The 22532-nt window shown below is 40.5% G+C and carries 20 protein-coding genes; 14 read left to right on the plus strand and 6 right to left on the minus strand.

The window, feature by feature from the left end:
• The first annotated feature begins 462 nt into the window (after nucleotides 1-462).
• The 4 genes from Q0Z55_RS04495 (at nucleotide 463) to Q0Z55_RS04510 (ending at nucleotide 5913) form a co-directional block, all read left to right on the plus strand.
• Nucleotides 463-1470 carry an AraC family transcriptional regulator gene (locus tag Q0Z55_RS04495; RefSeq protein WP_297424732.1) on the plus strand — a complete coding sequence of 336 codons (1008 nt, stop codon included), beginning with the start codon at nucleotides 463-465 and terminating at the stop codon, nucleotides 1468-1470.
• A gap of 68 nt (nucleotides 1471-1538) precedes the next feature.
• Nucleotides 1539-2675 (plus strand): cell division protein ZapE, encoded by a 1137-nt coding sequence (zapE, locus tag Q0Z55_RS04500; protein WP_297424735.1) that lies wholly within the window; start codon nucleotides 1539-1541, stop codon nucleotides 2673-2675.
• A gap of 273 nt (nucleotides 2676-2948) precedes the next feature.
• Complete coding sequence (locus tag Q0Z55_RS04505; protein ID WP_297424738.1) at nucleotides 2949-5114, plus strand: malate synthase G; 2166 nt, start codon at nucleotides 2949-2951, stop codon at nucleotides 5112-5114.
• Between the two features lie 127 nt (nucleotides 5115-5241).
• Nucleotides 5242-5913, plus strand: coding sequence for an SOS response-associated peptidase family protein (locus Q0Z55_RS04510; RefSeq protein ID WP_297424741.1), 672 nt, complete (start codon nucleotides 5242-5244; stop codon nucleotides 5911-5913).
• On the opposite strand, the gene Q0Z55_RS04515 is transcribed toward Q0Z55_RS04510, so the two are convergent.
• Complete coding sequence (locus Q0Z55_RS04515; RefSeq protein WP_297424743.1) at nucleotides 5910-6374, minus strand: MarR family winged helix-turn-helix transcriptional regulator; 465 nt, start codon at nucleotides 6372-6374, stop codon at nucleotides 5910-5912. The two genes, Q0Z55_RS04510 and Q0Z55_RS04515, sit on opposite strands and share 4 nt — an antisense overlap.
• Before the next feature lie 415 nt (nucleotides 6375-6789).
• On the opposite strand from Q0Z55_RS04515, the gene Q0Z55_RS04520 reads away from it, so the two are divergent.
• Nucleotides 6790-8313 carry a TerC family protein gene (locus Q0Z55_RS04520; protein WP_297424747.1) on the plus strand — a complete coding sequence of 508 codons (1524 nt, stop codon included), beginning with the start codon at nucleotides 6790-6792 and terminating at the stop codon, nucleotides 8311-8313.
• A gap of 38 nt (nucleotides 8314-8351) precedes the next feature.
• Here Q0Z55_RS04520 and Q0Z55_RS04525 read toward each other — a convergent pair whose 3' ends face one another.
• Both Q0Z55_RS04525 and brnQ read right to left on the minus strand, forming a co-directional pair.
• Entirely contained in the window at nucleotides 8352-8570 is a 219-nt protein-coding gene (locus Q0Z55_RS04525) for a hypothetical protein (RefSeq protein ID WP_297424750.1), read from the minus strand.
• Nucleotides 8571-8828: 258 nt separating this feature from the next.
• Nucleotides 8829-10121: a branched-chain amino acid transport system II carrier protein gene (brnQ, locus tag Q0Z55_RS04530; RefSeq protein WP_297424753.1), complete on the minus strand. Its 1293-nt coding sequence runs from the start codon at nucleotides 10119-10121 to the stop codon at nucleotides 8829-8831.
• Between the two features lie 351 nt (nucleotides 10122-10472).
• Between brnQ and map the strand changes: the two genes are divergently transcribed.
• Nucleotides 10473-11279 (plus strand): type I methionyl aminopeptidase, encoded by an 807-nt coding sequence (gene map, locus Q0Z55_RS04535; RefSeq protein WP_297424755.1) that lies wholly within the window; start codon nucleotides 10473-10475, stop codon nucleotides 11277-11279.
• A 14-nt stretch (nucleotides 11280-11293) separates the two neighbouring features.
• Here map and Q0Z55_RS04540 read toward each other — a convergent pair whose 3' ends face one another.
• A complete protein-coding gene (locus Q0Z55_RS04540) occupies nucleotides 11294-12202 on the minus strand; it encodes a LysR substrate-binding domain-containing protein (protein WP_297424758.1) in 909 nt (302 codons plus the stop codon).
• Between the two features lie 157 nt (nucleotides 12203-12359).
• Here Q0Z55_RS04540 and Q0Z55_RS04545 point away from each other — a divergent pair, with 157 nt between their 5' ends.
• The gene (locus tag Q0Z55_RS04545; protein ID WP_297424761.1) at nucleotides 12360-12686 is read left to right on the plus strand and encodes a hypothetical protein; all 327 of its coding nucleotides are present in this window, start codon (nucleotides 12360-12362) and stop codon (nucleotides 12684-12686) included.
• Nucleotides 12687-12724: 38 nt separating this feature from the next.
• Here the strand turns inward: Q0Z55_RS04545 and glnG are convergent, their stop codons facing one another.
• Nucleotides 12725-14194 (minus strand): nitrogen regulation protein NR(I), encoded by a 1470-nt coding sequence (gene glnG, locus Q0Z55_RS04550; protein WP_297424764.1) that lies wholly within the window; start codon nucleotides 14192-14194, stop codon nucleotides 12725-12727.
• Nucleotides 14181-15290: a nitrogen regulation protein NR(II) gene (gene glnL, locus Q0Z55_RS04555; RefSeq protein ID WP_297424767.1), complete on the minus strand. Its 1110-nt coding sequence runs from the start codon at nucleotides 15288-15290 to the stop codon at nucleotides 14181-14183. The genes glnG and glnL overlap by 14 nt, the downstream gene beginning before the upstream one ends.
• 354 nt (nucleotides 15291-15644) lie before the next feature.
• On the opposite strand from glnL, the gene rimO reads away from it, so the two are divergent.
• From rimO to rseP, 7 genes are all read left to right on the plus strand, one after another.
• On the plus strand, nucleotides 15645-16985 hold the full coding sequence (gene rimO / locus Q0Z55_RS04560; protein ID WP_297424770.1) for a 30S ribosomal protein S12 methylthiotransferase RimO: 1341 nt from the start codon (nucleotides 15645-15647) through the stop codon (nucleotides 16983-16985).
• A gap of 39 nt (nucleotides 16986-17024) precedes the next feature.
• Nucleotides 17025-17756 (plus strand): UMP kinase, encoded by a 732-nt coding sequence (gene pyrH / locus Q0Z55_RS04565; protein WP_297424773.1) that lies wholly within the window; start codon nucleotides 17025-17027, stop codon nucleotides 17754-17756.
• 62 nt (nucleotides 17757-17818) lie between these two features.
• Nucleotides 17819-18373 carry a ribosome recycling factor gene (gene frr / locus Q0Z55_RS04570; RefSeq protein WP_297424776.1) on the plus strand — a complete coding sequence of 185 codons (555 nt, stop codon included), beginning with the start codon at nucleotides 17819-17821 and terminating at the stop codon, nucleotides 18371-18373.
• A 3-nt stretch (nucleotides 18374-18376) separates the two neighbouring features.
• Entirely contained in the window at nucleotides 18377-19126 is a 750-nt protein-coding gene (gene uppS / locus Q0Z55_RS04575) for a polyprenyl diphosphate synthase (protein WP_297424779.1), read from the plus strand.
• Nucleotides 19127-19129: 3 nt separating this feature from the next.
• The gene (locus Q0Z55_RS04580; RefSeq protein WP_297424782.1) at nucleotides 19130-19957 is read left to right on the plus strand and encodes a phosphatidate cytidylyltransferase; all 828 of its coding nucleotides are present in this window, start codon (nucleotides 19130-19132) and stop codon (nucleotides 19955-19957) included.
• Nucleotides 19958-21151 (plus strand): 1-deoxy-D-xylulose-5-phosphate reductoisomerase, encoded by a 1194-nt coding sequence (gene ispC / locus Q0Z55_RS04585; protein WP_297424785.1) that lies wholly within the window; start codon nucleotides 19958-19960, stop codon nucleotides 21149-21151.
• Between the two features lie 3 nt (nucleotides 21152-21154).
• Entirely contained in the window at nucleotides 21155-22507 is a 1353-nt protein-coding gene (gene rseP, locus Q0Z55_RS04590; RefSeq protein WP_297424788.1) for an RIP metalloprotease RseP, read from the plus strand.
• The last annotated feature ends 25 nt before the right edge of the window (nucleotides 22508-22532 follow it).

Below are 22532 nucleotides of genomic sequence, written 5' to 3' on the forward strand. Positions count from 1 at the left end.
AGGACAATAGAAATCTCCCACAAGCCTTAGACATTGCATTTAACTTAATGTAGCTTATGTTTTTTATTTAGCTATAAAAGATAAAGTCAGTGCAGGAATGAGTAAAGTCCAAGGATTGGAGATCGAATTTAGTACTTGAGAAAACTCGATAGCAATGGCGACTAAAATTAAATAGCTGCAATAAGGCAGCAGTTTGAAGGCATATTGTTTAAATATCTGAGGCAGATAGTGTGAACTGAGAAAGCCTAAACTCAAACAGAGTAGTAATTGTAAAATCAGCCCAATGGATTGCATAACATACACAGATAAACACGCTGCCGCCATGATACGTCGCTTTTGGTCTAAATCGAATAGATTTAGGCATATCATCTATAGCTTTAACTGCAAAGTGATCATTTCGGCAATGTTCAAACGCAATGAAATAGCGTAAAAACGTGATAGTTGTGGGGCAATGGCAAGATTATGAAAAGATCTATTTTAGGACTGATGTACTTAATTCAAGGGATGCGTAAAGCTGGTCTTGAGGTGGATCCTAAATTACAGGCAGTGGGTTTGCGAAGTGAAGCTTTAGACAGTGGTGCTGTGATTCATCCAAGTTTAGAATGGAATTTGCTCGAAGTGATAGGTAGAAATGTCAACCCTGCACTGGGTTTATGGATTGGACAGCACTATACCTTGGTCGGCTATGGCCCATTATTAATGCTCTTAGTAACCAGTCCAAATGTTGATATTGCACTGAACAAAGCTGTGCAATATCAAAGACTCACCCATTTAACAGGTGATTTAAGTTTAAAATTTGAAGATCATCGCGTCGGGCTATGTTATCAACCTGAGAATTTAGATACCGATTTAGGTTTATTGCGTGCGCATTGTGAAATATCCAGTACATTTAAATTTTTATCTGATTTATATAAAACCATGGGACTTAACGTACCTGAATTGAGCATTGAGTTGCCATTTTTTGCACCAGAAACTGATGATCTGATGGAAAACTATGCTGCTGTGTATGGGGATCATGTGCTATTTGACGCAGAAGCAGCCATTTTTTGGTGTGATCGTAAGGTATTAGACAAAGCTATTCCTTCGGCCGATGCGATTACCTTTAAGGCTTATGAGCATAAATGCTTAACTGAAATGCATCGTTTGCGTATTGATACAAAAATTCCTGTGCTATTACAACGGGTGTACGATTATTTAGAATTACAACAAGGCATGTTACCCAGCATGGCACAAACTGCACAAGTATTACAAATGCCTGAGCGTACCTTACGCCATCAGTTGCAGCAGTTGGGCAGCAGCTACAAAGAAATTCGTGAACAAATCATGAAAGATAAAGCCTTACGTTTAATTGAATACAAAGAGTATTCCATTGAAATGATTGCAGAATTATTGGGATATTCAGAGCCTGCGGCTTTTAATCATGCCTTTAAACGTTGGTTTGGGCAAAGCCCACGCCAGTATCATAAATAATCCAAAGTGTTATAGCACCATGCTCAATCTTGGTTATACTCTTGTAAGCTCAAAACAGTATGAATGATATGTCTGACTTAAATTCAAACCCATTATCGCCCGCAGAGCGCTATGCCCAAGCACTCGCATCTGGGCAATTTATGCCTGATGAGGCACAAGCACAGGCCGTGCATGAGTTAGATCGTGTTTGGCAAGAACTCATACAGCGCTATAAAGCGGCAAAAAAACCGTTTGCGCGTTTTCGTCGTCAAACACCACCACAAGGAGTATATATGTGGGGTGGAGTTGGACGGGGTAAAACATGGCTCATGGATCAATTTTATAATTCAGTGCCATTTCGTCGTAAAACGCGCATGCACTTTCATCACTTTATGCAATATGTACATAAAGAGCTGAATAAATTATCGGGTCAACAAAATCCACTTGATACTGTGGCAGATCAAATTTATAAAGACGCAGTGATTATTTGTTTTGATGAATTTTTTGTCTCCAATGTCACCGATGCCATGATTTTAAGTGATTTATTTCAAAAACTCTTTAAGCGTGGCATTACTTTGGTGGCAACGTCTAACATTGCACCCGATGGTTTATATAAAAATGGTATTCATCGTGATCGCTTCTTGCCAACCATTGAAATGGTCAAGCAAAACTGTGTGATTTTAAACGTGGATGCTGGTGTGGATTATCGTTTACGCGTCTTAAAACAAGCACAACTGTTTAAATATCCATTAAATGCAGATAATCAAGTATGGATGCAACAGCGTTTTGATGCGTTGACGCAAACCCAAAGCAAATCAAGTGATGATATCACCATTAATAATCGTCAAATTACCACCATTTCGCATACAGAAGATGTGTTGTGGTGTGATTTTGCTGATTTATGTTTAAAGCCACGTAGCCCTGCAGACTTTATTGAAATTGCCAACATTTATAACACCGTGTTGGTGAGCAATATTCCGCACCTGACTGATTATTTAGCTGACGGTACACGTCGTTTTATTTATCTGGTTGATGAGTTTTATGATCGTGGTGTCAAGCTATTATTAACCTCAGAAGACAATATTATTGACATCTATAATGGTGAAAAACTCGCCTTTGAGATTGAGCGAACCCGCTCACGTTTGCTTGAAATGCAGTCGGATGATTACTTAAATTCAGCACACCGACAGATTCAAGATAGTCGCCCTGAAAAAGCAGAAATTTAAAATGAAGCGTCCTCGGACGCTTTTTTATACACAATTCAACGCAAAAAAATGCTTTCGTTGTTTTTTTAAACGAAAATCTGAACTTAAGTCTAATTTAGACATTTCAAAAACTTTATACACTATAAAAGAGCATTCATTCTGATGATGTTAGTAAACAAATACTGTGTTTAAAAAATGCCCATTATTTTGTTTATTAATAATCCTATTCAGAACAGTATAAATGGGTATACTCAGAAGCTCTTGGAATAAAAAATAGCAATATCAGGAAAGACAATGACTGCACGTATTCAAAAAGGCAAGTTAGCGATTGCTAAAGAACTGTATGATTTCATCGAAAATGAAGCACTACCAGGTTCAGGTCTCGACAGCGAGACTTATTGGAGCAACTTCGAACAAGTCGTTGTCGATCTTAGTCCAAAAAATACAGCACTCTTGGCTAAGCGTGACCAAATTCAAGCACAAATTGATGAATGGCACCGTAATAACACATTTGAATTAGAAGCTTATAAAGCCTTCTTAACTGAAATTGGCTACTTATTACCAGAAGTAGAAGATTTCCAAATTACGACAGAAAATGTAGACGAAGAAATTGCACTGATTGCAGGTCCACAGTTGGTGGTACCTGTACGTAATGCGCGTTACTGCTTAAACGCAGCCAATGCGCGTTGGGGTTCTTTATACGATGCCCTTTATGGCTTTGATGTGATCTCTGATGAAGATGGCGCAGAAAAAACCAAAGGCTACAATCCAAAACGTGGCGAAAAAGTCATTGCGTTTGCAAAGAACTTCTTAGATGAAACTTTCCCACTTGCGGCAGGTTCACATGCCGATGCAACTCAATATGCTGTTGAAGGTTCAGCTTTGGTGGTCAGCTTAAAAGATGGTTCAACGACCACTGTCGCAGATGCATCTAAATTTGTAGGTTACAACGGTGAAGCTGCAGCACCAACAGAAGTAGTGCTTAAAAACAATGGTTTACATGCCATCATTCAAATTGATGCAACAAGTGCGATTGGTCAAACTGACGCAGCAGGCGTTAAAGATGTTGTATTAGAAGCGGCAGTCACCACGATTCAAGATTTAGAAGATTCGGTTGCAGCAGTAGATGCTGAAGAGAAAGTTGAAGGCTACCGTAACTGGTTAGGCTTAATGCGTGGCGACTTACAAGAAGCGATTGAAAAAAATGGCAAGACAGTAACACGTACTTTAAATGCTGACCGTAGCTTTAAAAATCTTGAAGGCGGTGAAACTAAAGTTCACGGTCGTTCACTGATGTTACTGCGTAACGTGGGTCACCTCATGACGAATCCTGCCATCCTTGTAGACGGTCAGGAAATCTATGAAGGCATCATGGATGCATTGGTTACACCGTTATTAACACTTGCAGATATTCGTGGTGAAAACACCATTAAGAACTCGCGTAAAGGTTCAATGTATATCGTTAAACCAAAAATGCATGGTCCTGAAGAAGTGGCATTTGCAGTTGAATTGTTTGAGCGTGCTGAACAAGCGCTTGGATTACCTGCAAAAACGTTAAAAATCGGTATCATGGATGAAGAGCGTCGTACATCTGTAAATTTAAAGAACTGTATCGCGCAAGCTAAAGATCGTACTATCTTTATTAATACTGGTTTTATGGACCGTACCGGTGATGAAATCCATACCTTTATGGAAGCTGGTCCATTTGTGCGTAAAGCTGAAGTGAAAGCCCAAATTTGGTTCCCAGCGTATGAAAACCGTAATGTCATGGTGGGTCTACAAACGGGTCTACGTGGTAAAGCACAGATTGGTAAAGGCATGTGGCCAAAGCCAGATATGTTGCGTGACATGTACAATACTAAAGCTGAACATCCGCAGGCAGGTGCAAGCTGTGCATGGGTACCATCTCCAACAGGTGCAGTAATCCACGCGATTCATTATCATCAAACAAGTGTGTCAAATCGTCAGCAAGAATTGTTGTCTGAAGAGGCACTACCACTAGATGATTTATTAACGCCACCACTTGCAACCAATACCAATTGGACAGAGGAAGAAAAGCGCAAAGAGCTTGAAAACAACTGCCAAGGGATCTTAGGTTACGTAGTACGTTGGGTAGACTTAGGTGTAGGTTGTTCAAAAGTACCCGATATCAATGATGTGGGCTTAATGGAAGACCGTGCCACATTACGTATTTCTTCACAACATGTGGCTAACTGGTTGCGTCATGGCGTGGTCACACGTGAGCAAGTTGAAGAAGTGATGCAACGTATGGCAAAAATTGTAGATCAGCAAAATGCCAATGACCCACTTTATACCCCAATGGCGTCTGACTTTGACAACAATATTGCTTTCCAAGCAGCATCTGATTTGATCTTTAAAGGTGGCGAGCAGCCATCAGGTTATACAGAGCCGCTATTGCATGCAGCACGTTTAAAGTTAAAAGGTTATACAGGTGACTAAGCCTGTGACTTAAAAAAAAGCGCCTACGGGCGCTTTTTTTATGCTTCAAGGTATCGCCAAAATTTAAGCCAGCTTCAACTGCTTCAGGTTATAATAAAACCTGCTTTGTGATTGAGGTGGCGAAACAATGTGTGCAAATTTTAAACCTTTAACGCGTAGCCAACAGCAAGCCTTAAATTTGCCTGAAATTACTTTTGAGTATCGTGAGGAAGTTTATCCCAATTATAGTGCGCCTTTATTATTTCAAGCTCAACATGGCCTAGAATGGCGTGAAGTGAATTTTGGTTTAATTCCTAAATGGGCGGAAGATAAGACCATTGCCACGCGCACGTATAATGCCCGTAATGAAACTTTACTACAAAAACCAAGCTTTGCCGAAGCTGCTGCCAAATGTAAATTTGGTGTCATTGCTGTAGATGAATTTTATGAATCAAAATACATTGATGGTAAACCACAGCGTTGGGGAGTACGCCGCCGTGACGGGCAGGCATTTTATATTGCTGCTTTATACGAAATTTGTAGACTGGGTGATGAGGTGGTGCGCTCAGCCAGTATGATTACCATGGATGCCATTGATCATGCTATGATGAAAGACTTTCATGAACCAGGACCGATTAAACGCTCGGTGATTGTCATTCCGCATGCTCGTTTAAATGCTTGGCTTAATTTAAAGCAGCCCAACTTACACGATTTTGTGTTGGGTTTTCCAGTAGAAGAATTTGAATGTTCACATGTTCCCAAAGCGAAAATCGAAAAAGTGAGTCCGCAACTCAACTTTTTCGATAGTGGACAGGCTTAATGGGCGAGGTTTTTGAAAATTTGTTTTAAGCTTTCCATCATTTTTTCAATCTGGAGCGGTGTAAGACCTTCAAAAGATTGCTCCAGTACAATACCAGTTAAATCATTAACTTTTTCGGTCATCTCTTCGCCTTTTTTGGTCAAAATGACCCGAGTAATACGCGCATCATCCTCACACGAATAGGTGTCAACTAAACCTTCATCTTTTAAGCGGTAAATGATTTTGGTGGTGGTTGACATTTTAGACACCACCATTTGCGACAGATCAGACACGCTGGCATTGGGTTTACTTTGCAGTGCCACTAAAATACGACGGCGTGAATTATCAAGTCCATATTTTTTTAAGGCATGATCAACATTATTCACATATTGTGCATGCACTTGCATAATCCAATAAAAAGGAAAATCTTCAAAATGCGTATTTTGAGCAGAGGGCAAAAATTTTGAATATTTTTTAGTCATGTGGTGTTCTTCCTGTTACCTAATTTTAATTTTAATTGCATCACAATTATTTGTTATTTTATGTGAAAACTCAAGTTGCCTGATCTGTTTTTTATTTGTTTCAAGCAGTTTTACTGGGTTTTAAACTGTATAAATATAATACTATAAAAATAGCTTTAACCTGTAAGTAAATATCATATAACCATATAGCCAGAAAAATATCGCGACATAACGCCATGACTTAAAAATCGAGTATAAAAATGTTGACTACATCACCTAGATCAACAAAAAATATCAAAAAATTAATTACAACGACATGAGTTTGTGCATAATGAAATTATCTTAAGTTACATAGGTCAGATTAAATGGATCCGTCGTCGGGGGCAAAGTTGCTCGCATTTACGATTTCGCTAACTCACGCAGGAGTGATTAACTAATGGAATTTTTATTAGATCCTGGCATTTGGGTTGGTTTAATTACTTTAATTATATTAGAAATCGTATTAGGTATTGATAACCTAGTCTTTATTGCTATTTTGGCTGATAAACTTCCCCCAGAACAACGTGACAAAGCACGTGTTCTTGGTCTAACGCTCGCCTTGATTATGCGTTTAGGTTTGCTGTTTGCCATTTCTTGGTTGGTCACCTTAACCCAGCCACTCATCACCATTTTCGAACATAGTTTTTCAGGACGTGACCTCATCTTATTGGGTGGTGGTTTATTCTTATTGTATAAAGCTGTGTCTGAATTGCATGAGATGATGGAAGGTAAGCCTGAAGTTAAAAGTACAAACAGTAAAGTCGTTTATGCAGGGTTTGCCGCTGTTGTTGCACAAATTGTTGTACTCGATGCTGTATTCTCACTCGATTCGGTGATTACAGCCATTGGTATGGTCGATGATATCCGAATTATGATGGTGGCGATGGTGGTTGCCATGGTGGTGATGTTAGTGGCATCTAAACCCCTAACCACATTCGTGAATCGTCATCCAACTGTGGTCATTTTATGCTTAAGCTTCTTGTTGCTGATTGGTATTAGCTTAATTGCCGAAGGTTTTGGTTTCCACATTCCAAAAGGTTATATCTACTCAGGTATTGGTGTTGCCATTTTAATGGAAGGCTTTAATCAGTATCGTTTACGTAATACCCAAAAACATGCTGCGAAAATTCCATTGCGCCATCGTACTGCTGATTCAATTTTAAAATTGATGGGTGGTAAGCTAGAAACTGAAGATCAATCAAGCAACTCACAAGCACAAGAAACATTTGCCGACGAAGAGCGTTATATGATTGGTGGAGTGTTGACTCTTGCTGAGCGTTCAGTAGCCTCAATTATGACGCCACGCAGTCAAATTTCATGGGTAGATCTCAATGATTCAGCTGAAGAGATTCGTGAAAAGATTTTATCCGTACCACACAGCTTATTTCCAGTATGTCGTGGTAGCTTAGACAAAGTTATTAGTATTGTACGTGCCAAAGAATTATTGGATGTATTAGACGATGAAGAGCAAATGAAAGCTTTAATTCGTATGCATCGTCCAATTTATATCTTTGAAACCATGAAAGTGATTGATGCGATTAATACGCTACGTAGCTCAAAAGGCTCATTGGTATTGGTCAGTGATGAATTTGGTAATGTACAGGGCTTGATTTCACCGTTGGATGTATTTGAGGCCATCGCGGGTGAATTCCCTGATGCAGATGAACAGCTTGATTTAATTAAGCTTGAAGATGGTCAGTGGAAAGCCACCGGTATGCTGGATTTATATCAACTTGAACTTGAGTTGGGGATGTTGGATTTGGTAGAAGAAGATGCCAATTATATTAGTGTTGCAGGCTTAATTTTGGATCAAACCCAAGGTGAAGTGACAGTGGGCACTGAATTAGATTATAAAGGCGTACATTTTACCGTGACTGAACTCGATGGAAATCGAATCAAAACAGTGATGATTCAACACTAAATAAAAAGCCTCACTACTGTGAGGCTTTTTTTATGCATTTATTTGCGATAGCTATGGTCAATGGCAGCCCATATAAAAAACACCAAAGACACGACTAAGGCATAAATGAAATATTCGGCTTTGAGATTACCTTGAATACTGCCATAAATGATCAGTGTGAGCATTAAAGCCACGGTGGTGCAGATATAGATAAGGCGGTCGCTATGATGCTTAAGCGCTTGGTTGAAGACTGTTTTTGTAAAATGTTGAACTGACATCTCCACGTCTCCTTGTTGGATAAACCCTATTGTTTTAGTTGGTTAGGTTTATATGGTTGTACGTGGATTTTATTAAAATTGCAAGTGTCTTTTGTTTAAGTGGTGATACTACGCAATGTTGCTGATTTACAGCGCTATGCACATGCTGAAAATGGAGTAAAACAATAAAAGCCCGTTTGGGTAAAACTTGACCATTATTGCAAGATGACCATATGAGGTTTGGGTAAAACCACCATGGTAAAACGTGTGAAAAAAAGCTTATTTTTTCACTTTATCGATCACAATACAGATCACCAACACCATGATAGAAGGAATCAACCATGCTAAGTTCTGTGCACTTAAAGGTAAATTTGCTAATGCAGTAGGTAATGCATCGCCAAAGCCTGCCACTTTTAAGCCATCCAAAATACCAAAGAGTAAGGCAACTGCTGTTACAGGCGCAATGACACGACTAGGTTGATGGAAGAAATTCCAACAAAAGCCCAATAAAATCACGGTAATTGCAGGCGGATAAATGGCACTTAATACTGGTACAGACACTGCAATTAATTTAGTTAAACCTAAATTTGAAATCACAAATGCAAAGCCAACTAAAATTAACACCCACGCTTTATAGCCAAGTTTGGTAATACGTGAAAAATATTCAGCACACGCACATGTTAAGCCAATTGCAGTGACCATACAGGCAATAAAGATCATCGCGCCTAAAAATACTGAACCTAAGTCACCAAAGGCATGTTGTACATAAGCGTGTAAAATAACTGCACCATTGCTGGCATTGGCTGCAATGTCATGACTGCCTAAGCCGAGTTTAAATAAGCTTAAGTACACCAAGGTTAAGCCAATACCCGAAATTAAACCGGCAATCACTGCATATTTGGTAATTAATTTTTTATCAGTCACACCACGTGAGCGAATGGCATTAATAATTACAATACCAAACACCAAAGCGCCTAAAGTATCCATGGTCAGATAACCATTGACAAAACCTTCAGACACCGGACTATTCACATAATTACCCACAGGTTCGGCAATAAAGTTGGCAGGAATCAAAACAGCACTGCCCCCTAAAACCACCAAAGATAAAATTTTAAGTGGTGATAATACATAGCCAACCGTATCTAAAATTTTGTTTGGATATAAAGACACTAAGGTGACAAAACTAAAGTAGATCGCACTATAAATAAATAAACTTAAAGACGATGTACCAAAGTAAGATGAAAAACCAATTTCATAAGATACCGTTGCAGTACGTGGCGTTGCAAATAATGGTCCAACAGCTAAGTAACACACAATCGTCAATAGCAAACTTGCGACTTTACCTAAAGGTGAACTTAATAATTGAATCGAACCTTCTACACGCGATAGGGCAATAATGGTCAGTACAGGTAGACCAACTGCCGTGATTAAAAAGCCAAAAGCTGCGAGCCAAACATGGTCACCGGCTTGTTGTGCAACAATGGGTGGGAAAATAATATTGCCCGCACCAATAAACAGTGCAAAGGTCATAAACCCTAAAGCAATAATGTCCCGAGTACGTAAGTGAGTCATAAGGGGAGAATGCAAGTAGAAAAAGGAAGCAATTTTAGAGCAAAGTTGGCTTTTTTGGTGATTAATTTTATATCACCTATCAGTGGTTCTGATATAAGGCATGTTGATTTTATTCAAGTGATCTATTTTGGTTTAATTTATAAGTTTGATTAAAGAGTAAAAAAAATGAAAAACTCAATTTTTAACGAATAGTGATTTGCCAAACGGTTAAAGATAATTAAATGATCAGATGTACAATAAATCATCACATATAAAATGAAGTGCCTGAATGTTAAACGATTAAAAGCCAAGCACTGTATGGCATGTCAAAAAGGTCTATACTCATTGCACCCTTAAAGAGGACAATAATTGATGCGAGCCCCTGCTATAACGCTTAAAAATGAACAAGACTTAGAACACTTACGTATTTCTGGCCGTTTGGCTGCACAAGTTTTAGAAATGATTGCGCCCTATGTAAAACCCGGTGTTAGCACAGAATATTTAGATGATTTGTGTTATGACTTTATTGTCAATACCTTAAACGTAACACCTGCCAATATTGGTTACTATGGTTACACCAAAACCACCTGTATTTCGCCCAATCAAGTGGTCTGTCATGGTATTCCTGCTGCGAATATCATCTTGAAAGACGGTGACATCATTAATATTGATGTGGCAATTATTAAAGACGGTTATTTTGGTGATACCAGTCGCATGTACTTTGTAGGTGAGATAAAACCCGAAGCAAAACATTTGGTCGAAACCACTTATGCTGCCATGCTTGCCGGTATTCATGCTGTAAAACCAGGCGCCACCTTAGGTGATGTAGGACATGCCATTCAAACGGTGGCAGAACGTGAGGGTTATAGCATTGTGCGTGAATATTGTGGGCATGGGATTGGCCGTATTTACCATGAGCAACCCAACGTGGTGCATTATGGCCGAGCAGGGCAAGGTCTTAAATTAGAAACGGGCATGGTGTTTACCATTGAACCGATGGTCAATGCCGGCGGTGCAGGGGTCAAAGAGTTGGCGGATGGTTGGACGGTGGTCACGCGTGATGGTAATTGGTCAGCACAGTGGGAACATATGGTAGCAGTGACTGAAACAGGCTTTGAAGTTTTATCGCCGTGGCCTGAGGGTACAGGTGATTATCCTAGTCTTGACTTAGAAAACTAAAGTCAAAAAGCTGATCATTGATCAGCTTTTTTTTCACTTAAATGTTCAACTAAATAATTAATAAATACTCGCACTGCCGGCAATTGCCCACGTCTTGATGGATACACTGCATGGAAAATCCCATGAGCAGCACTCCATTCGGGTAAAACCCGTACTAATTCACCCGATGCCAAATAATCTTTGACGATACTATCTGGTAACAGCGCAATCCCGCAGTTTTGACAGGCAAGTTGTGCCAATAGCATCAGATCAGAGCCCATAACCGTTGGATTGACTTTAATTTTCTTTTGTTGCCCTTGATGATGCACCACAATATATTGATCTAAATGTTCATCCGACATACTTAAAATATGATGCTGCATCAAATCTTCAGGTATTTTAAGTTCACCAAATTGATTTAAATAGGCTTGACTGGCAAACAGGTGTTGTTGGATATGGGTAAATTGGCGAATGATCAGGTTGGGGTCAGTGTCTAAATTAGAGCGTACCCGTAGCGCGACATCAATGCCCTCATTAATTAAATCAACACGTCGATTGCTGACCAATAACTGTACTTTGATTTCAGGATACATCTTTAAAAATTGCGGTAAAATCTTGGCGATTTCATTTTGCGCAATGGATACAGGTAAACTGACTTTAATCACACCGCGTGGTTGAACGCTTAAATGATCCACCAAATCATGCGCAGCTTGTGCAGCATTGATCATCACTTGTGCATGCCGATAGATGTTCATCCCAATGTCAGTCACTGCAAAATGACGTGAACTGCGTTGGATTAAACGTACCCCTAAGCGTTCTTCAAGTTGATAAACGCGGCGACTGAGTTTAGATTTAGGAATATCAGTGGCACGCTCGGCAGCGCTAAAACCACCATGTTCTACCACTTGAGCAAAACAATAAAAATCATCGAGATCGGATAACATAGCTTATGCCATTTATGCAACAATACTTTGATTAAATGTTGATTGTTGCAAATTGTCAATTTAATTTAAGCCCTTAAAATAGCCTAAGTGTTATTTTATGATGTTTATCAGGCTTCATTCGTTTTAAACTAATCTGGTTTTTATTTGAGTCTTTATTATGGCCTATCAACTAATTCAACTTGAGCATCAAGCCACAGATTCGATTCAATGCCCACATTGCGGTCATTGGGTGATCAATTGGCAAGAAGAGCAATATGTGCAACCGTGTGAACATACTTTATTTATTGCCATGGATATTGGCTTTGAATATATCACCGACGAATTTGAAGCCACGATGGCACATAGCGTAGATGAGTTACATGCCAATGACGATCAAATGAATATGTTTGATGCTATTAAAGCTGCCGATTATCCACAATTTTTGGTGCTACAAGCCGATTTAGGTCTGCAAGGCTATTCACGCTATTTAGGTTTTAGCATGTAAGATCGCTATAAAAAAAGCACCCTAGGGTGCTTTTTTGTTTAACCGTCAATTTCTTCTTCAATCTCATCTTCGGCAGTGTCCATGCCCAGTTCTTTGAGTTTGCGGGTGAGGGTGTTGCGACCCCAGCCTAAAAGCTCTGCAGCATGGCGTTTACGACCGCGGGTTTGTTGCAGGGCAGCATTAATTAAGGTGCGTTCAAACATAGGTGTGGCAATGTCTAAAATTTTCATTTCGCCATTTTTAAGTTTTTGTACCGCCCACTGCGCCAAGAGTTCATCCCAATGATGGATGGCCAAACGATCCAAAGCAGCTTGACCTTCACCCAATTTATCAATCGGAATTTGTTTAAGTTCAGAAGGTAAATCTTCAGGATATACTTCACGACCGGTGATCATCACCGTCAGCCAACGACAGGTATTTTCAAGCTGACGTACATTGCCTTGCCATGGTAATTGCTGCATATATTCTTGCGTTTCACGGCGTAAAATTTTTGGACTCACGCCCAACTCTTTGCCAGCGCGAGCTAAGAAATGCTGTGCCAACATCGGAATATCTTCAGCACGGTGGGCCAGTTTTGGAATATGAATGCGAATCACATTCAGGCGGTGATATAAATCTTCACGGAAACGACCGTCATGCACCAACTTTTCTAAATCTTGATGGGTAGCCGCCACAATGCGTACATCAACTTTAACAGGAATATGACCGCCCACACGATAAAATTCACCATCGGCCAAGACACGCAATAAGCGAGTTTGGGTTTCAAATGGCATGTCGCCAATTTCATCTAAAAATAAAGTCCCACCATTGGCTTGTTCAAAACGCCCTTGACGTTGCGTATTGGCACCGGTAAAGGCACCTTTTTCATGCCCAAACAATTCAGTTTCAATTAAATCTTTGGGAATGGCGGCCATATTTAAAGCAATAAATGGCTTGGCACTACGCGGTGAATGGCGATGCAGCGCATGTGCCACCAACTCTTTACCTGTACCTGATTCACCGTTAATCAGTACCGTAATATGCGATTGCGACAAACGACCAATCGCGCGAAATACTTCCTGCATGGCAGGTGATTCACCAATAATTTCAGTCGACTGAATCGGTGGCGCAGTTTTAGCCGATTCTTGTTGTTGTAATTTATTGAGATGCAAAATTGCACGGTTCACCAAGGCTAAGGCTTCATCAATATCAAAAGGCTTAGGCAGGTATTCAAAAGCGCCCGTTTGATAGCTCGATACTGCCGACTCTAAATCTGAATGTGCGGTCATAATAATGACCGGTAAATCGGGATGACTGGCTTTGACTTTGCCTAAAAAGGCCAAACCATCCATCCCCGGCATACGAATGTCGGTTAAAATCACATCTGGGGCTTCTTGGGTCAGCTGATCAAGCGCAGATTGTGCTTCTTCAAAACTGGTAACATCTAAACCTTCTTCTTTAAAGGTTTTTTCCAAGACCCAGCGCATGGCGCGATCATCATCAATCACCCAAATTTTATTTCGCGACATGGTTTGACTCCCAAGGTAAATATAAGCTAAATGTGGTTTTGCCTCGCATCGACTGACATTCGATCATGCCTTGATGCTGATGCATAATATTTTGCGCAATGCTCAAGCCTAGGCCTGTACCTGCGGCACGACCAGTGACCAATGGATAAAACACCGATTCAACAATGTCTTCAGGTACCCCTGGTCCATTGTCTTCAATATCAATCCGCACCATAGAACGATGAATGACACCATTAATGGTGACTAAGCGTTGAATACGGGTTCTTAAAATCAGTTCAGGCTGGGTATCAACAAAAAATTCTTTATTTTCATTCATGGCCTGTACAGCATTGACGCTGATATTGAGCATCACTTGAATCAGTTGATCACGATCGGCCAACACCTCTGGTAAGGATAAATCGTAATCGCGGGTGAGTTTGACCCGTTTTTTGGTTTGATTGGCAATTAACGAGCGCACCCGTTCAAGTGGTTCATGAATATTGACGGGTTGGTAACTTGGCAATTGGCGTGAACCGAGCATGGTGTCGGCTAAGTTTCTTAAACGATCGACTTCATTAATAATAATATCCGTAAATTCGGTATATTGGGGATCGTTTAAACTACGTGCCAATAACTGAGTTGCCCCACGAATTCCCGCCAATGGATTTTTAATTTCATGCGCTACACCACGAATCAGTTGGCGTGCCACTTGATGTTGCTGAATAAAGTGCTCTTCTTTAGAAATTTTTAGCATACGATCGCGTGGATTAAGCTCAATAATTAATAAAGGATGATACGGTTTATCGTAATTTAAAGCCGATACGGTGTAATCAACATGAATGTCTTTAAAATTCACGGTAATGGTGGCTTCGCGGCGCGTATAGGGTTGGCCAGTGGTTAAAGTGTTTTTCAGTGCATCTTCGGTATGGAATTCATCATTAGGACGATGGAGTAAATTCAGCACGGGTTGACCGGAGGCACGTAATAAGCTGACATCAAACAAGGCTTCACAAGCTGAATTTAAATAAAAAATATTCAGATGACGATCAGCCAATAAAATTGCCGTGGTCATATTGTCCACTAAAAGGCGGTAATCAATTTGGTTGGGTTGATCCATGTGAGGTACAGTCCTGTATAAAAATAGCGCAGCAATAGTGGTCTAAAACCCTTATTTTCGAAATAAAAGTGCTGAATTGAGGCAGTTTAAGCAAGATACGCGCCAACTTTTTAAAAAGTGCGACACATTGGGTAGTTCAAGACAAACGGCTGCGCTTAAATTGTTCTGAAGTCAAAAAGATATACCCAATTCAAAGCAGCTGGTAAAGTGTTTTTGAACCAAAATGGTGCATAGGGGTTTATATTGTTGAAATAATGGTTGTATTTTGGTGCATTATGCAAAGAGTGCTTGAAGCAACTATTTTTATAGACAGAAAAGACATACAATACGCCCATTCTAGTGGAGCGCAGATTCATGAAATCCCCCAAAGTCGGTTTTGTTTCTTTAGGTTGTCCTAAGGCATTGGTCGATTCTGAACGAATTCTAACTCAGTTAAAGACTGAAGGTTATGATGTAGCATCAGATTATGACGGTGCTGATTTAGTCGTTGTTAATACCTGTGGTTTTATTGAATCTGCAGTACAAGAGTCTTTAGACGCAATTGGCGAAGCCATGAGCGCGAATGGTCGTGTGATCGTAACAGGTTGTTTGGGTAAAGATGAAGATAAAATTCGTCAAATGCACCCCAATGTCTTAAAAGTCACTGGCGCTGCTGCTTATGAAGAAGTCATGGATGCGGTTCATCAATATGTACCTGAACCGCCAAAACATAATCCATTTATTGACTTAGTGCCTGAGCAAGGTATTCGCTTAACGCCAAAACATTATGCTTATTTAAAAATATCAGAAGGCTGTAACCACCGTTGTACTTTCTGTATTATCCCGAGCATGCGTGGCGATTTAGTCTCTCGTCCTGTAGGTTCTGTGCTGTCTGAAGCACAAGCACTGAAAAAAGCCGGTGTAAAAGAAGTGCTCGTGATCTCCCAAGACACTTCTGCATACGGCGTTGATACCAAATACAAATTAGACTTTTGGAATGGTCAACCGGTCAAAACTAAATTCTTCGACATGTGTGAAGCTTTAGGTCAACTCGGTATTTGGGTACGTTTACATTATGTTTATCCATACCCACATGTGGACGCGGTCATTGACTTAATGGCACAAGGCAAAATCTTGCCGTATTTGGATATTCCATTCCAACATGCTAGCCCTAAGATTTTAAAACTGATGAAGCGTCCTGCGCACAGTGAAAATACTTTAGAGCGTTTAAAAGTATGGCGTGAAAAATGTCCTGATCTTGTAATTCGTTCAACCTTTGTGGTGGGCTTCCCAGGCGAAACTGAAGAAGACTTCCAAATGTTGCTCGATTGGCTCAAAGAAGCAGATCTTGATCGCGTGGGTTGTTTTACTTATTCACCTGTTGAAGGTGCGACGGCAAATGATTTACCAGATCATGTGCCAGAAGAGATCAAACAAGAGCGCTATGAGCGTTTTATGCAAGTGCAGCAAGAAATTTCTGCGGCGAAATTGCAAAAACGTATTGGTCAAACCATGACAGTACTTGTGGATGATTTAGAAGACGAATTCCCAGTGGCTGTGGCGCGCTCATATGCAGATGCCCCAGAAATTGATGGCAACGTTTTTGTTGAAGACATCGATAAGAGCTTAATTAAATCGGGTGATTTACTTGAAGTTGAAATTACCGATGCAGATGAATACGACCTGTACGCCAAGCTGATTCGTATTAAAGCTTAACCCATACCGATAACAAGATTAACTTTGGAGTTTATTCACATGCTAACTGATTCTAAAAATCCACGTTATGGCCGTATTTTGCTGAAACTTTCGGGTGAAGCATTAGCCGGTAACAAAGACATGGGGATTGATGCACAAGTCTTAGACCAAATGTCTTTGGCGATTGCACACCTTGTGGGCTTAGGCGTGCAAGTGGGTATTGTTGTCGGTGGTGGTAACTTATACCGTGGTAGCCAATTGCAAAAAGATGGCTTGGTAGGTCGTGTAACAGGCGACCAAATGGGCATGCTTGCAACAGTGATGAATGGTTTAGCACTACGTGATGCTTTGGTACGTCGTAACATTAAAACCCGTTTAATGTCAGCATTGCCGATTGGTACTGTGGTGGAGTCTTATGCCAGCCGTGATGCAATTCGTCATTTAAACAATGGTGAAGTCTGTGTATTTGTGGCAGGTACAGGTAATCCATTCTTTACCACCGATACAGCAGCATGCTTACGCGGTATTGAAATTGAAGCCAACTTGATTTTAAAAGCCACTAAAGTTGATGGCGTTTACAATAAAGATCCAAGCAAACATGACGATGCAGTTAAATATGACACCTTAACATTTGACCAAGTGTTAGATGAAAAATTAGGGGTGATGGATTTAACGGCAATTTGTTTATGTCGTGATCACAATGTGCCATTACAAGTGTTTGATATGAACAAATCAGGCGCTTTATTGTCTGTGGTCATGGGCGAGAAAGAAGGCACACACGTCACCAATTAATGACGTGTGCGCTAAAGCACTTTATACTAGTTTTTATTTTAGAATTTACTCAGGAAGATCATATGATTAACGATCTGAAAAAAGACGCTGAAGTTCGCATGCAGAAGTCTTTAGAATCTTTAGAACAAGGTTTTAACAAGGTTCGTACGGGACGTGCGCATCCGTCAATCTTAAATGGTGTGATGGTGCCATATTACGGCTCTGATGTACCCTTAAACCAAGTGGCAAACGTAGGTGTTGAAGACTCACGTACCCTATTGGTACAACCGTTTGAGCGTAATATGGTGGCTGCCATTGATAAAGCTATTCGTGAATCAGATTTAGGTTTAAACCCAATCACAGCAGACGCAATTCGTGTTCCACTGGCAGCGTTAACTGAAGAAACCCGTAAAGATATGCAAAAAGTGGCGCGTACTGAAGCAGAAAATGCCAAAGTTGCGATTCGTAACATTCGTCGTGATGTATTGGGTGATTTCAAGGCTTTATTAAAAGACAAAGAAATCTCAGAAGATGATGAGCGTCGTGCAAGTGATGATGTTCAAAAAATCACAGATAAATATGTAGCAGAAGTAGACAAACGTTTAGCTGCGAAAGAAGCTGAATTGATGAAGGTCTAATCAATGACCGCTGAAGACATCACACCTCTTCCGAAACATGTTGCCATCATTATGGATGGCAACAATCGTTTTGCCAAAAAAAATCAGATGCAAAAAGGCGATGGCCATCGAGAAGGGAAAACCGTCCTTGATCCGATTGTTGAATATTGCCGTCAAGAGAAAATTCGTGCGCTGACGGTTTTTGCTTTTTCAAGTGAAAATTGGAATCGTCCGCAATTTGAAGTTGATTTGCTGATGAAACTGCTTGAAGACACCATTCACGAACAAATCCCACGTATGGAAAAATTTGAAATTTCCTTACGTTTTATTGGGGATCGCGCGCGTCTTTCGCCACAATTGCGTGATTTGATGGCTTATGCAGAGCAACGTACGGCACAATTTACTGAAATGACGTTGTGCATTGCAGTAAGCTATGGTGGGATGTGGGACATGGCAGAAGCTGCAAAGCAATTGGCAGCAGATGTTGTAAATAATAAACTGAGCTTAGATGACGTTAATACTGAAAGCTTTGCTCAATATATCAGTATGTCTGATTTGCCGCCTGTGGATTTATTAATTCGCACCGGTGGGGATTTTAGACTGTCCAATTTCTTGCTGTGGCAAGCCGCTTATGCAGAACTATATTTTACTCAGACACTTTGGCCTGAGTTTACGGTGGATGAGCTGCAAGATGCCTTTAACGTGTTCGCTGGACGTGAACGCCGTTTTGGTAAAACTTCTGAGCAAATCCAACTAGAGAAAAATGAGAATTAATCGATGTTAGAGCGGATCATCACCGCATTGGTATTGGTCGCAATTGTATTGTGTAGTATGTTTGCGACAACTTCACCTTATCCAATGTTAGTGTTAATGACGACAGCTGCGGGGGTTGCAGGCTATGAGTGGTATAAACTCATGCCGCAAAAAGCAGAACGTCTGATCAATAAGCCACTGGCTTATGGATACGGAATTTTAACAGCAGGTTTATCTGCTTTAGCACTTTATTTTAATGATATTATTATTTTACTGTGGTCAGCCTCGATCATGTCATGGTGTTTAAGTCTTTATTGGGTAAAATCTTATCCAAGCTATGACGGTTGGTACAATCCAAGTTTAAAAATTATCGGTTTGATTTTGGTGGCGGCTGCGATTACCGCGATCTATAGCCTATGGAGCAGTTCACCTTGGTGGTTGATGTATCTGTTTTTATTGGTGTGGGGTGCTGACAGTGGGGCTTACTTTGTAGGGCGTAAACTGGGTAAGAAAAAACTTGCGCCATCGGTGAGTCCTAATAAGTCGATTGAAGGGTTATATGGTGGTGTCGTCACCGCCATGCTGATTGTGATTGCAGTAGAATTGTTGTATTTAGAATTAAGTTTACTCGAACATGCACTGTTCTTAGGTTTGTCTGTAATTACCGTGTTTAGCTCAGTGTTAGGGGATTTATTTGAATCGATGATTAAACGCCGTGCTGGCATTAAAGATTCAGGGCGTATTTTACCTGGGCATGGTGGCGTTTTAGATCGAATTGACTCATTATTGTCCGCTGCACCGATTTTTGCAGCAGGGCTTTATATTTTAAAACTTACTGGCGTAGATTTATAAATGTCACAAACTGTTTGTATTTTAGGTGTTACAGGTTCAATTGGTCAAAGTACCTTAAAAATTTTGCAACAACATCCTGAACAATATTCTATCTTTGCAGTCACGGCACACAGCCGAATGGATGCCTTGGTAGAGATTTGCAAACAGTATCAGCCAAAAATTGCCGTTGTCCCTCAAGATAAAGTCGATGAATTGGCTCAAAAACTCCGTGACGCAAAGCTGAATCATATTGAAATCTTAAGTGGTGAAGCAGGTCTAATAAGCGTAGCTGAACATCCATCGGTTGATGTGGTGATGGCTGCTATTGTGGGTGCTGCAGGTTTATTGCCAACCCTTGCTGCGGTAAAAGCCGGCAAACGTGTATTACTTGCCAATAAAGAAGCCTTAGTGATGTCAGGCGATCTTATGATGAATGCGGCGCGTGAGTATGGCGCATTGTTGTTGCCGGTAGATTCTGAACATAATGCAATTTTTCAGTGCTTACCGAGTGATTACATCAATGCTAAACGCAATGGACAGCCACAACTTGGCGTGAAACAAATTCTACTCACCGCCTCAGGTGGTCCATTTTTAAACCACAGTTTAGAACAATTACACCATGTAACCCCGGCACAAGCCTGCAAACATCCAAATTGGTCAATGGGGCAAAAAATTTCCGTTGATTCAGCCACCTTAATGAATAAAGGTCTGGAATTGATTGAAGCGTGTCATTTATTTGCTGTTTCAGAAGATTATATTACTGTGGTCGTGCATCCAGAGAGTATTATTCACTCGATGGTGCAATATGTAGATGGCTCAACCTTAGCACAAATGGGTAATCCCGATATGTGTACGCCCATTGCGCATGCTTTAGCATGGCCTGAGCGTCTGACCACGCATGTACCACCTTTGGATTTATTTATTCATCAACAACTGAATTTTCAAGCGCCAGATGTGATACGTTTTCCTGCTTTAAAACTGGCACGTTGTGCAATGCAGGCCGGTGGTACAGCACCTACTTTGCTCAATGCAGCAAATGAAATTGCAGTGGCAGCATTTTTACAACAACAAATTAAATTTACACAAATTCCACAAGTAGTTGAGCATACCTTAAACCAAATTGCTTATGCTCAAGCAGATACCCTTGAGGCAATTTTGGCCGCCGATCAACACGCGCGCCGTGTTGCGTTTGATTATATTGAAATAGGAAGCTAAAACATGAGTGCCTTATTTATGATTGTGGCGGCAATTTTGTTGCTTGGGCCGTTAATTGCGATTCATGAATTTGGACACTATTTTGTGGCACGAAAACTTGGTGTCAAAGTTTTAGTGTATTCGATTGGTTTTGGGCCAACACTGCTGAAATGGACCTCAAAAAAATCAGGGATTCAATACCAACTCTCGGCTTTGCCTTTGGGTGGCTATGTCAAAATGCTCGATGAGCGTGAAGGTAACGTAGCGGCCGAAGATTTACCCAAAGCCTTCAACCGTCAACATCCTTGGAAAAGAATTGCCATTGTAGCAGCAGGTCCATTGGTCAATTTGGTTTTTGCGGTATTGTTGTTTTGGGTGTTATTTTTACCAGAGCAAACCCAACTTAACACTCGAGTAGGTAAAGTCTTAGACAACACACCGGCTGCCAATGTGTTACAAGTGGGAGATAAAATTCAAGCGGTCGATGGAACCCAAACTCCAAATTGGGAAAAATTGAGTTTTGCTTTGGTTGATCGTGCCGGTGAGACTGGACATATTACTTTAAATGTTGATCGTGCAGGACAATCACAAAATGTTCAATTGCCGATTGAGAATTTTTTAAAAGATCAAAGCCAATCGCCGCTTGATGAACTGGGCTTTTTACCTTATAGACCCTCAATTCCTGCTGTAGTGTCTAAGCTGACCGAAGATGGCGCAGCCATTCGTCAAGGGATGCAAGTGGGTGATCAGATCATTGCCATTGATGGGGTAATTATGCCTGATTGGTACGCAGTGGTTGAAAAAGTACAAGCTTCCCCTGAAAAGCTATTAAAGATTGAAGTATTACGCGATAATAAAACCGTAATGCTTGAGGTCATGCCGCAAGGTAAACGAGATAACATGGGACGTGTCACTGGAATGCTTGGTGTTCAAAGTGATCCGGGTAAAATTCATATCCCAAATGAATATCAGCAAACCATCCAATATAGTCCAATCGAAGCACTTGGTATGGCTGCAGATAAAACTGTGCATATCTCCAGTATGATCTTAAACTCTATGGTCAAAATGGTGAAAGGACTGATTGGCTTAGATAATTTATCAGGGCCAATTACCATTGCTAAAGTCGCAGGTCAAAGTGCTGAAATGGGATGGCAGACCTTTATTGGCTTTATGGCTTTGATGAGTGTAAGTTTGGGTATTTTAAATTTATTACCGATTCCTATGCTCGATGGTGGACATTTAGTCTATTATTTTATTGAACTGCTTCGGGGTAAACCTGTTTCGGAACAAATACAATTAGTTGGCTTAAAAATTGGTATGGTACTGCTCGGAAGTATGATGCTTCTGGCATTATTTAATGACTTTATGCGTTTATAAAAACGTAATGGAATAAACTAACAGC

The sequence above is a fragment of the uncultured Acinetobacter sp. genome, from assembly GCF_947626835.1.
Lineage (GTDB): Bacteria > Pseudomonadota > Gammaproteobacteria > Pseudomonadales > Moraxellaceae > Acinetobacter.

Coding starts and splice junctions, on each gene's coding strand:
- Q0Z55_RS04495 (WP_297424732.1), top strand. CDS start 463: ATGAAAAGATCTATTTTAGGACTGATGTACTTAATTCAAGGGATGCGT.
- zapE (WP_297424735.1), top strand. CDS start 1,539: ATGTCTGACTTAAATTCAAACCCATTATCGCCCGCAGAGCGCTATGCC.
- Q0Z55_RS04505 (WP_297424738.1), top strand. CDS start 2,949: ATGACTGCACGTATTCAAAAAGGCAAGTTAGCGATTGCTAAAGAACTG.
- Q0Z55_RS04510 (WP_297424741.1), top strand. CDS start 5,242: ATGTGTGCAAATTTTAAACCTTTAACGCGTAGCCAACAGCAAGCCTTA.
- Q0Z55_RS04515 (WP_297424743.1), bottom strand. CDS start 6,374: ATGACTAAAAAATATTCAAAATTTTTGCCCTCTGCTCAAAATACGCAT.
- Q0Z55_RS04520 (WP_297424747.1), top strand. CDS start 6,790: ATGGAATTTTTATTAGATCCTGGCATTTGGGTTGGTTTAATTACTTTA.
- Q0Z55_RS04525 (WP_297424750.1), bottom strand. CDS start 8,570: ATGTCAGTTCAACATTTTACAAAAACAGTCTTCAACCAAGCGCTTAAG.
- brnQ (WP_297424753.1), bottom strand. CDS start 10,121: ATGACTCACTTACGTACTCGGGACATTATTGCTTTAGGGTTTATGACC.
- map (WP_297424755.1), top strand. CDS start 10,473: ATGCGAGCCCCTGCTATAACGCTTAAAAATGAACAAGACTTAGAACAC.
- Q0Z55_RS04540 (WP_297424758.1), bottom strand. CDS start 12,202: ATGTTATCCGATCTCGATGATTTTTATTGTTTTGCTCAAGTGGTAGAA.
- Q0Z55_RS04545 (WP_297424761.1), top strand. CDS start 12,360: ATGGCCTATCAACTAATTCAACTTGAGCATCAAGCCACAGATTCGATT.
- glnG (WP_297424764.1), bottom strand. CDS start 14,194: ATGTCGCGAAATAAAATTTGGGTGATTGATGATGATCGCGCCATGCGC.
- glnL (WP_297424767.1), bottom strand. CDS start 15,290: ATGGATCAACCCAACCAAATTGATTACCGCCTTTTAGTGGACAATATG.
- rimO (WP_297424770.1), top strand. CDS start 15,645: ATGAAATCCCCCAAAGTCGGTTTTGTTTCTTTAGGTTGTCCTAAGGCA.
- pyrH (WP_297424773.1), top strand. CDS start 17,025: ATGCTAACTGATTCTAAAAATCCACGTTATGGCCGTATTTTGCTGAAA.
- frr (WP_297424776.1), top strand. CDS start 17,819: ATGATTAACGATCTGAAAAAAGACGCTGAAGTTCGCATGCAGAAGTCT.
- uppS (WP_297424779.1), top strand. CDS start 18,377: ATGACCGCTGAAGACATCACACCTCTTCCGAAACATGTTGCCATCATT.
- Q0Z55_RS04580 (WP_297424782.1), top strand. CDS start 19,130: ATGTTAGAGCGGATCATCACCGCATTGGTATTGGTCGCAATTGTATTG.
- ispC (WP_297424785.1), top strand. CDS start 19,958: ATGTCACAAACTGTTTGTATTTTAGGTGTTACAGGTTCAATTGGTCAA.
- rseP (WP_297424788.1), top strand. CDS start 21,155: ATGAGTGCCTTATTTATGATTGTGGCGGCAATTTTGTTGCTTGGGCCG.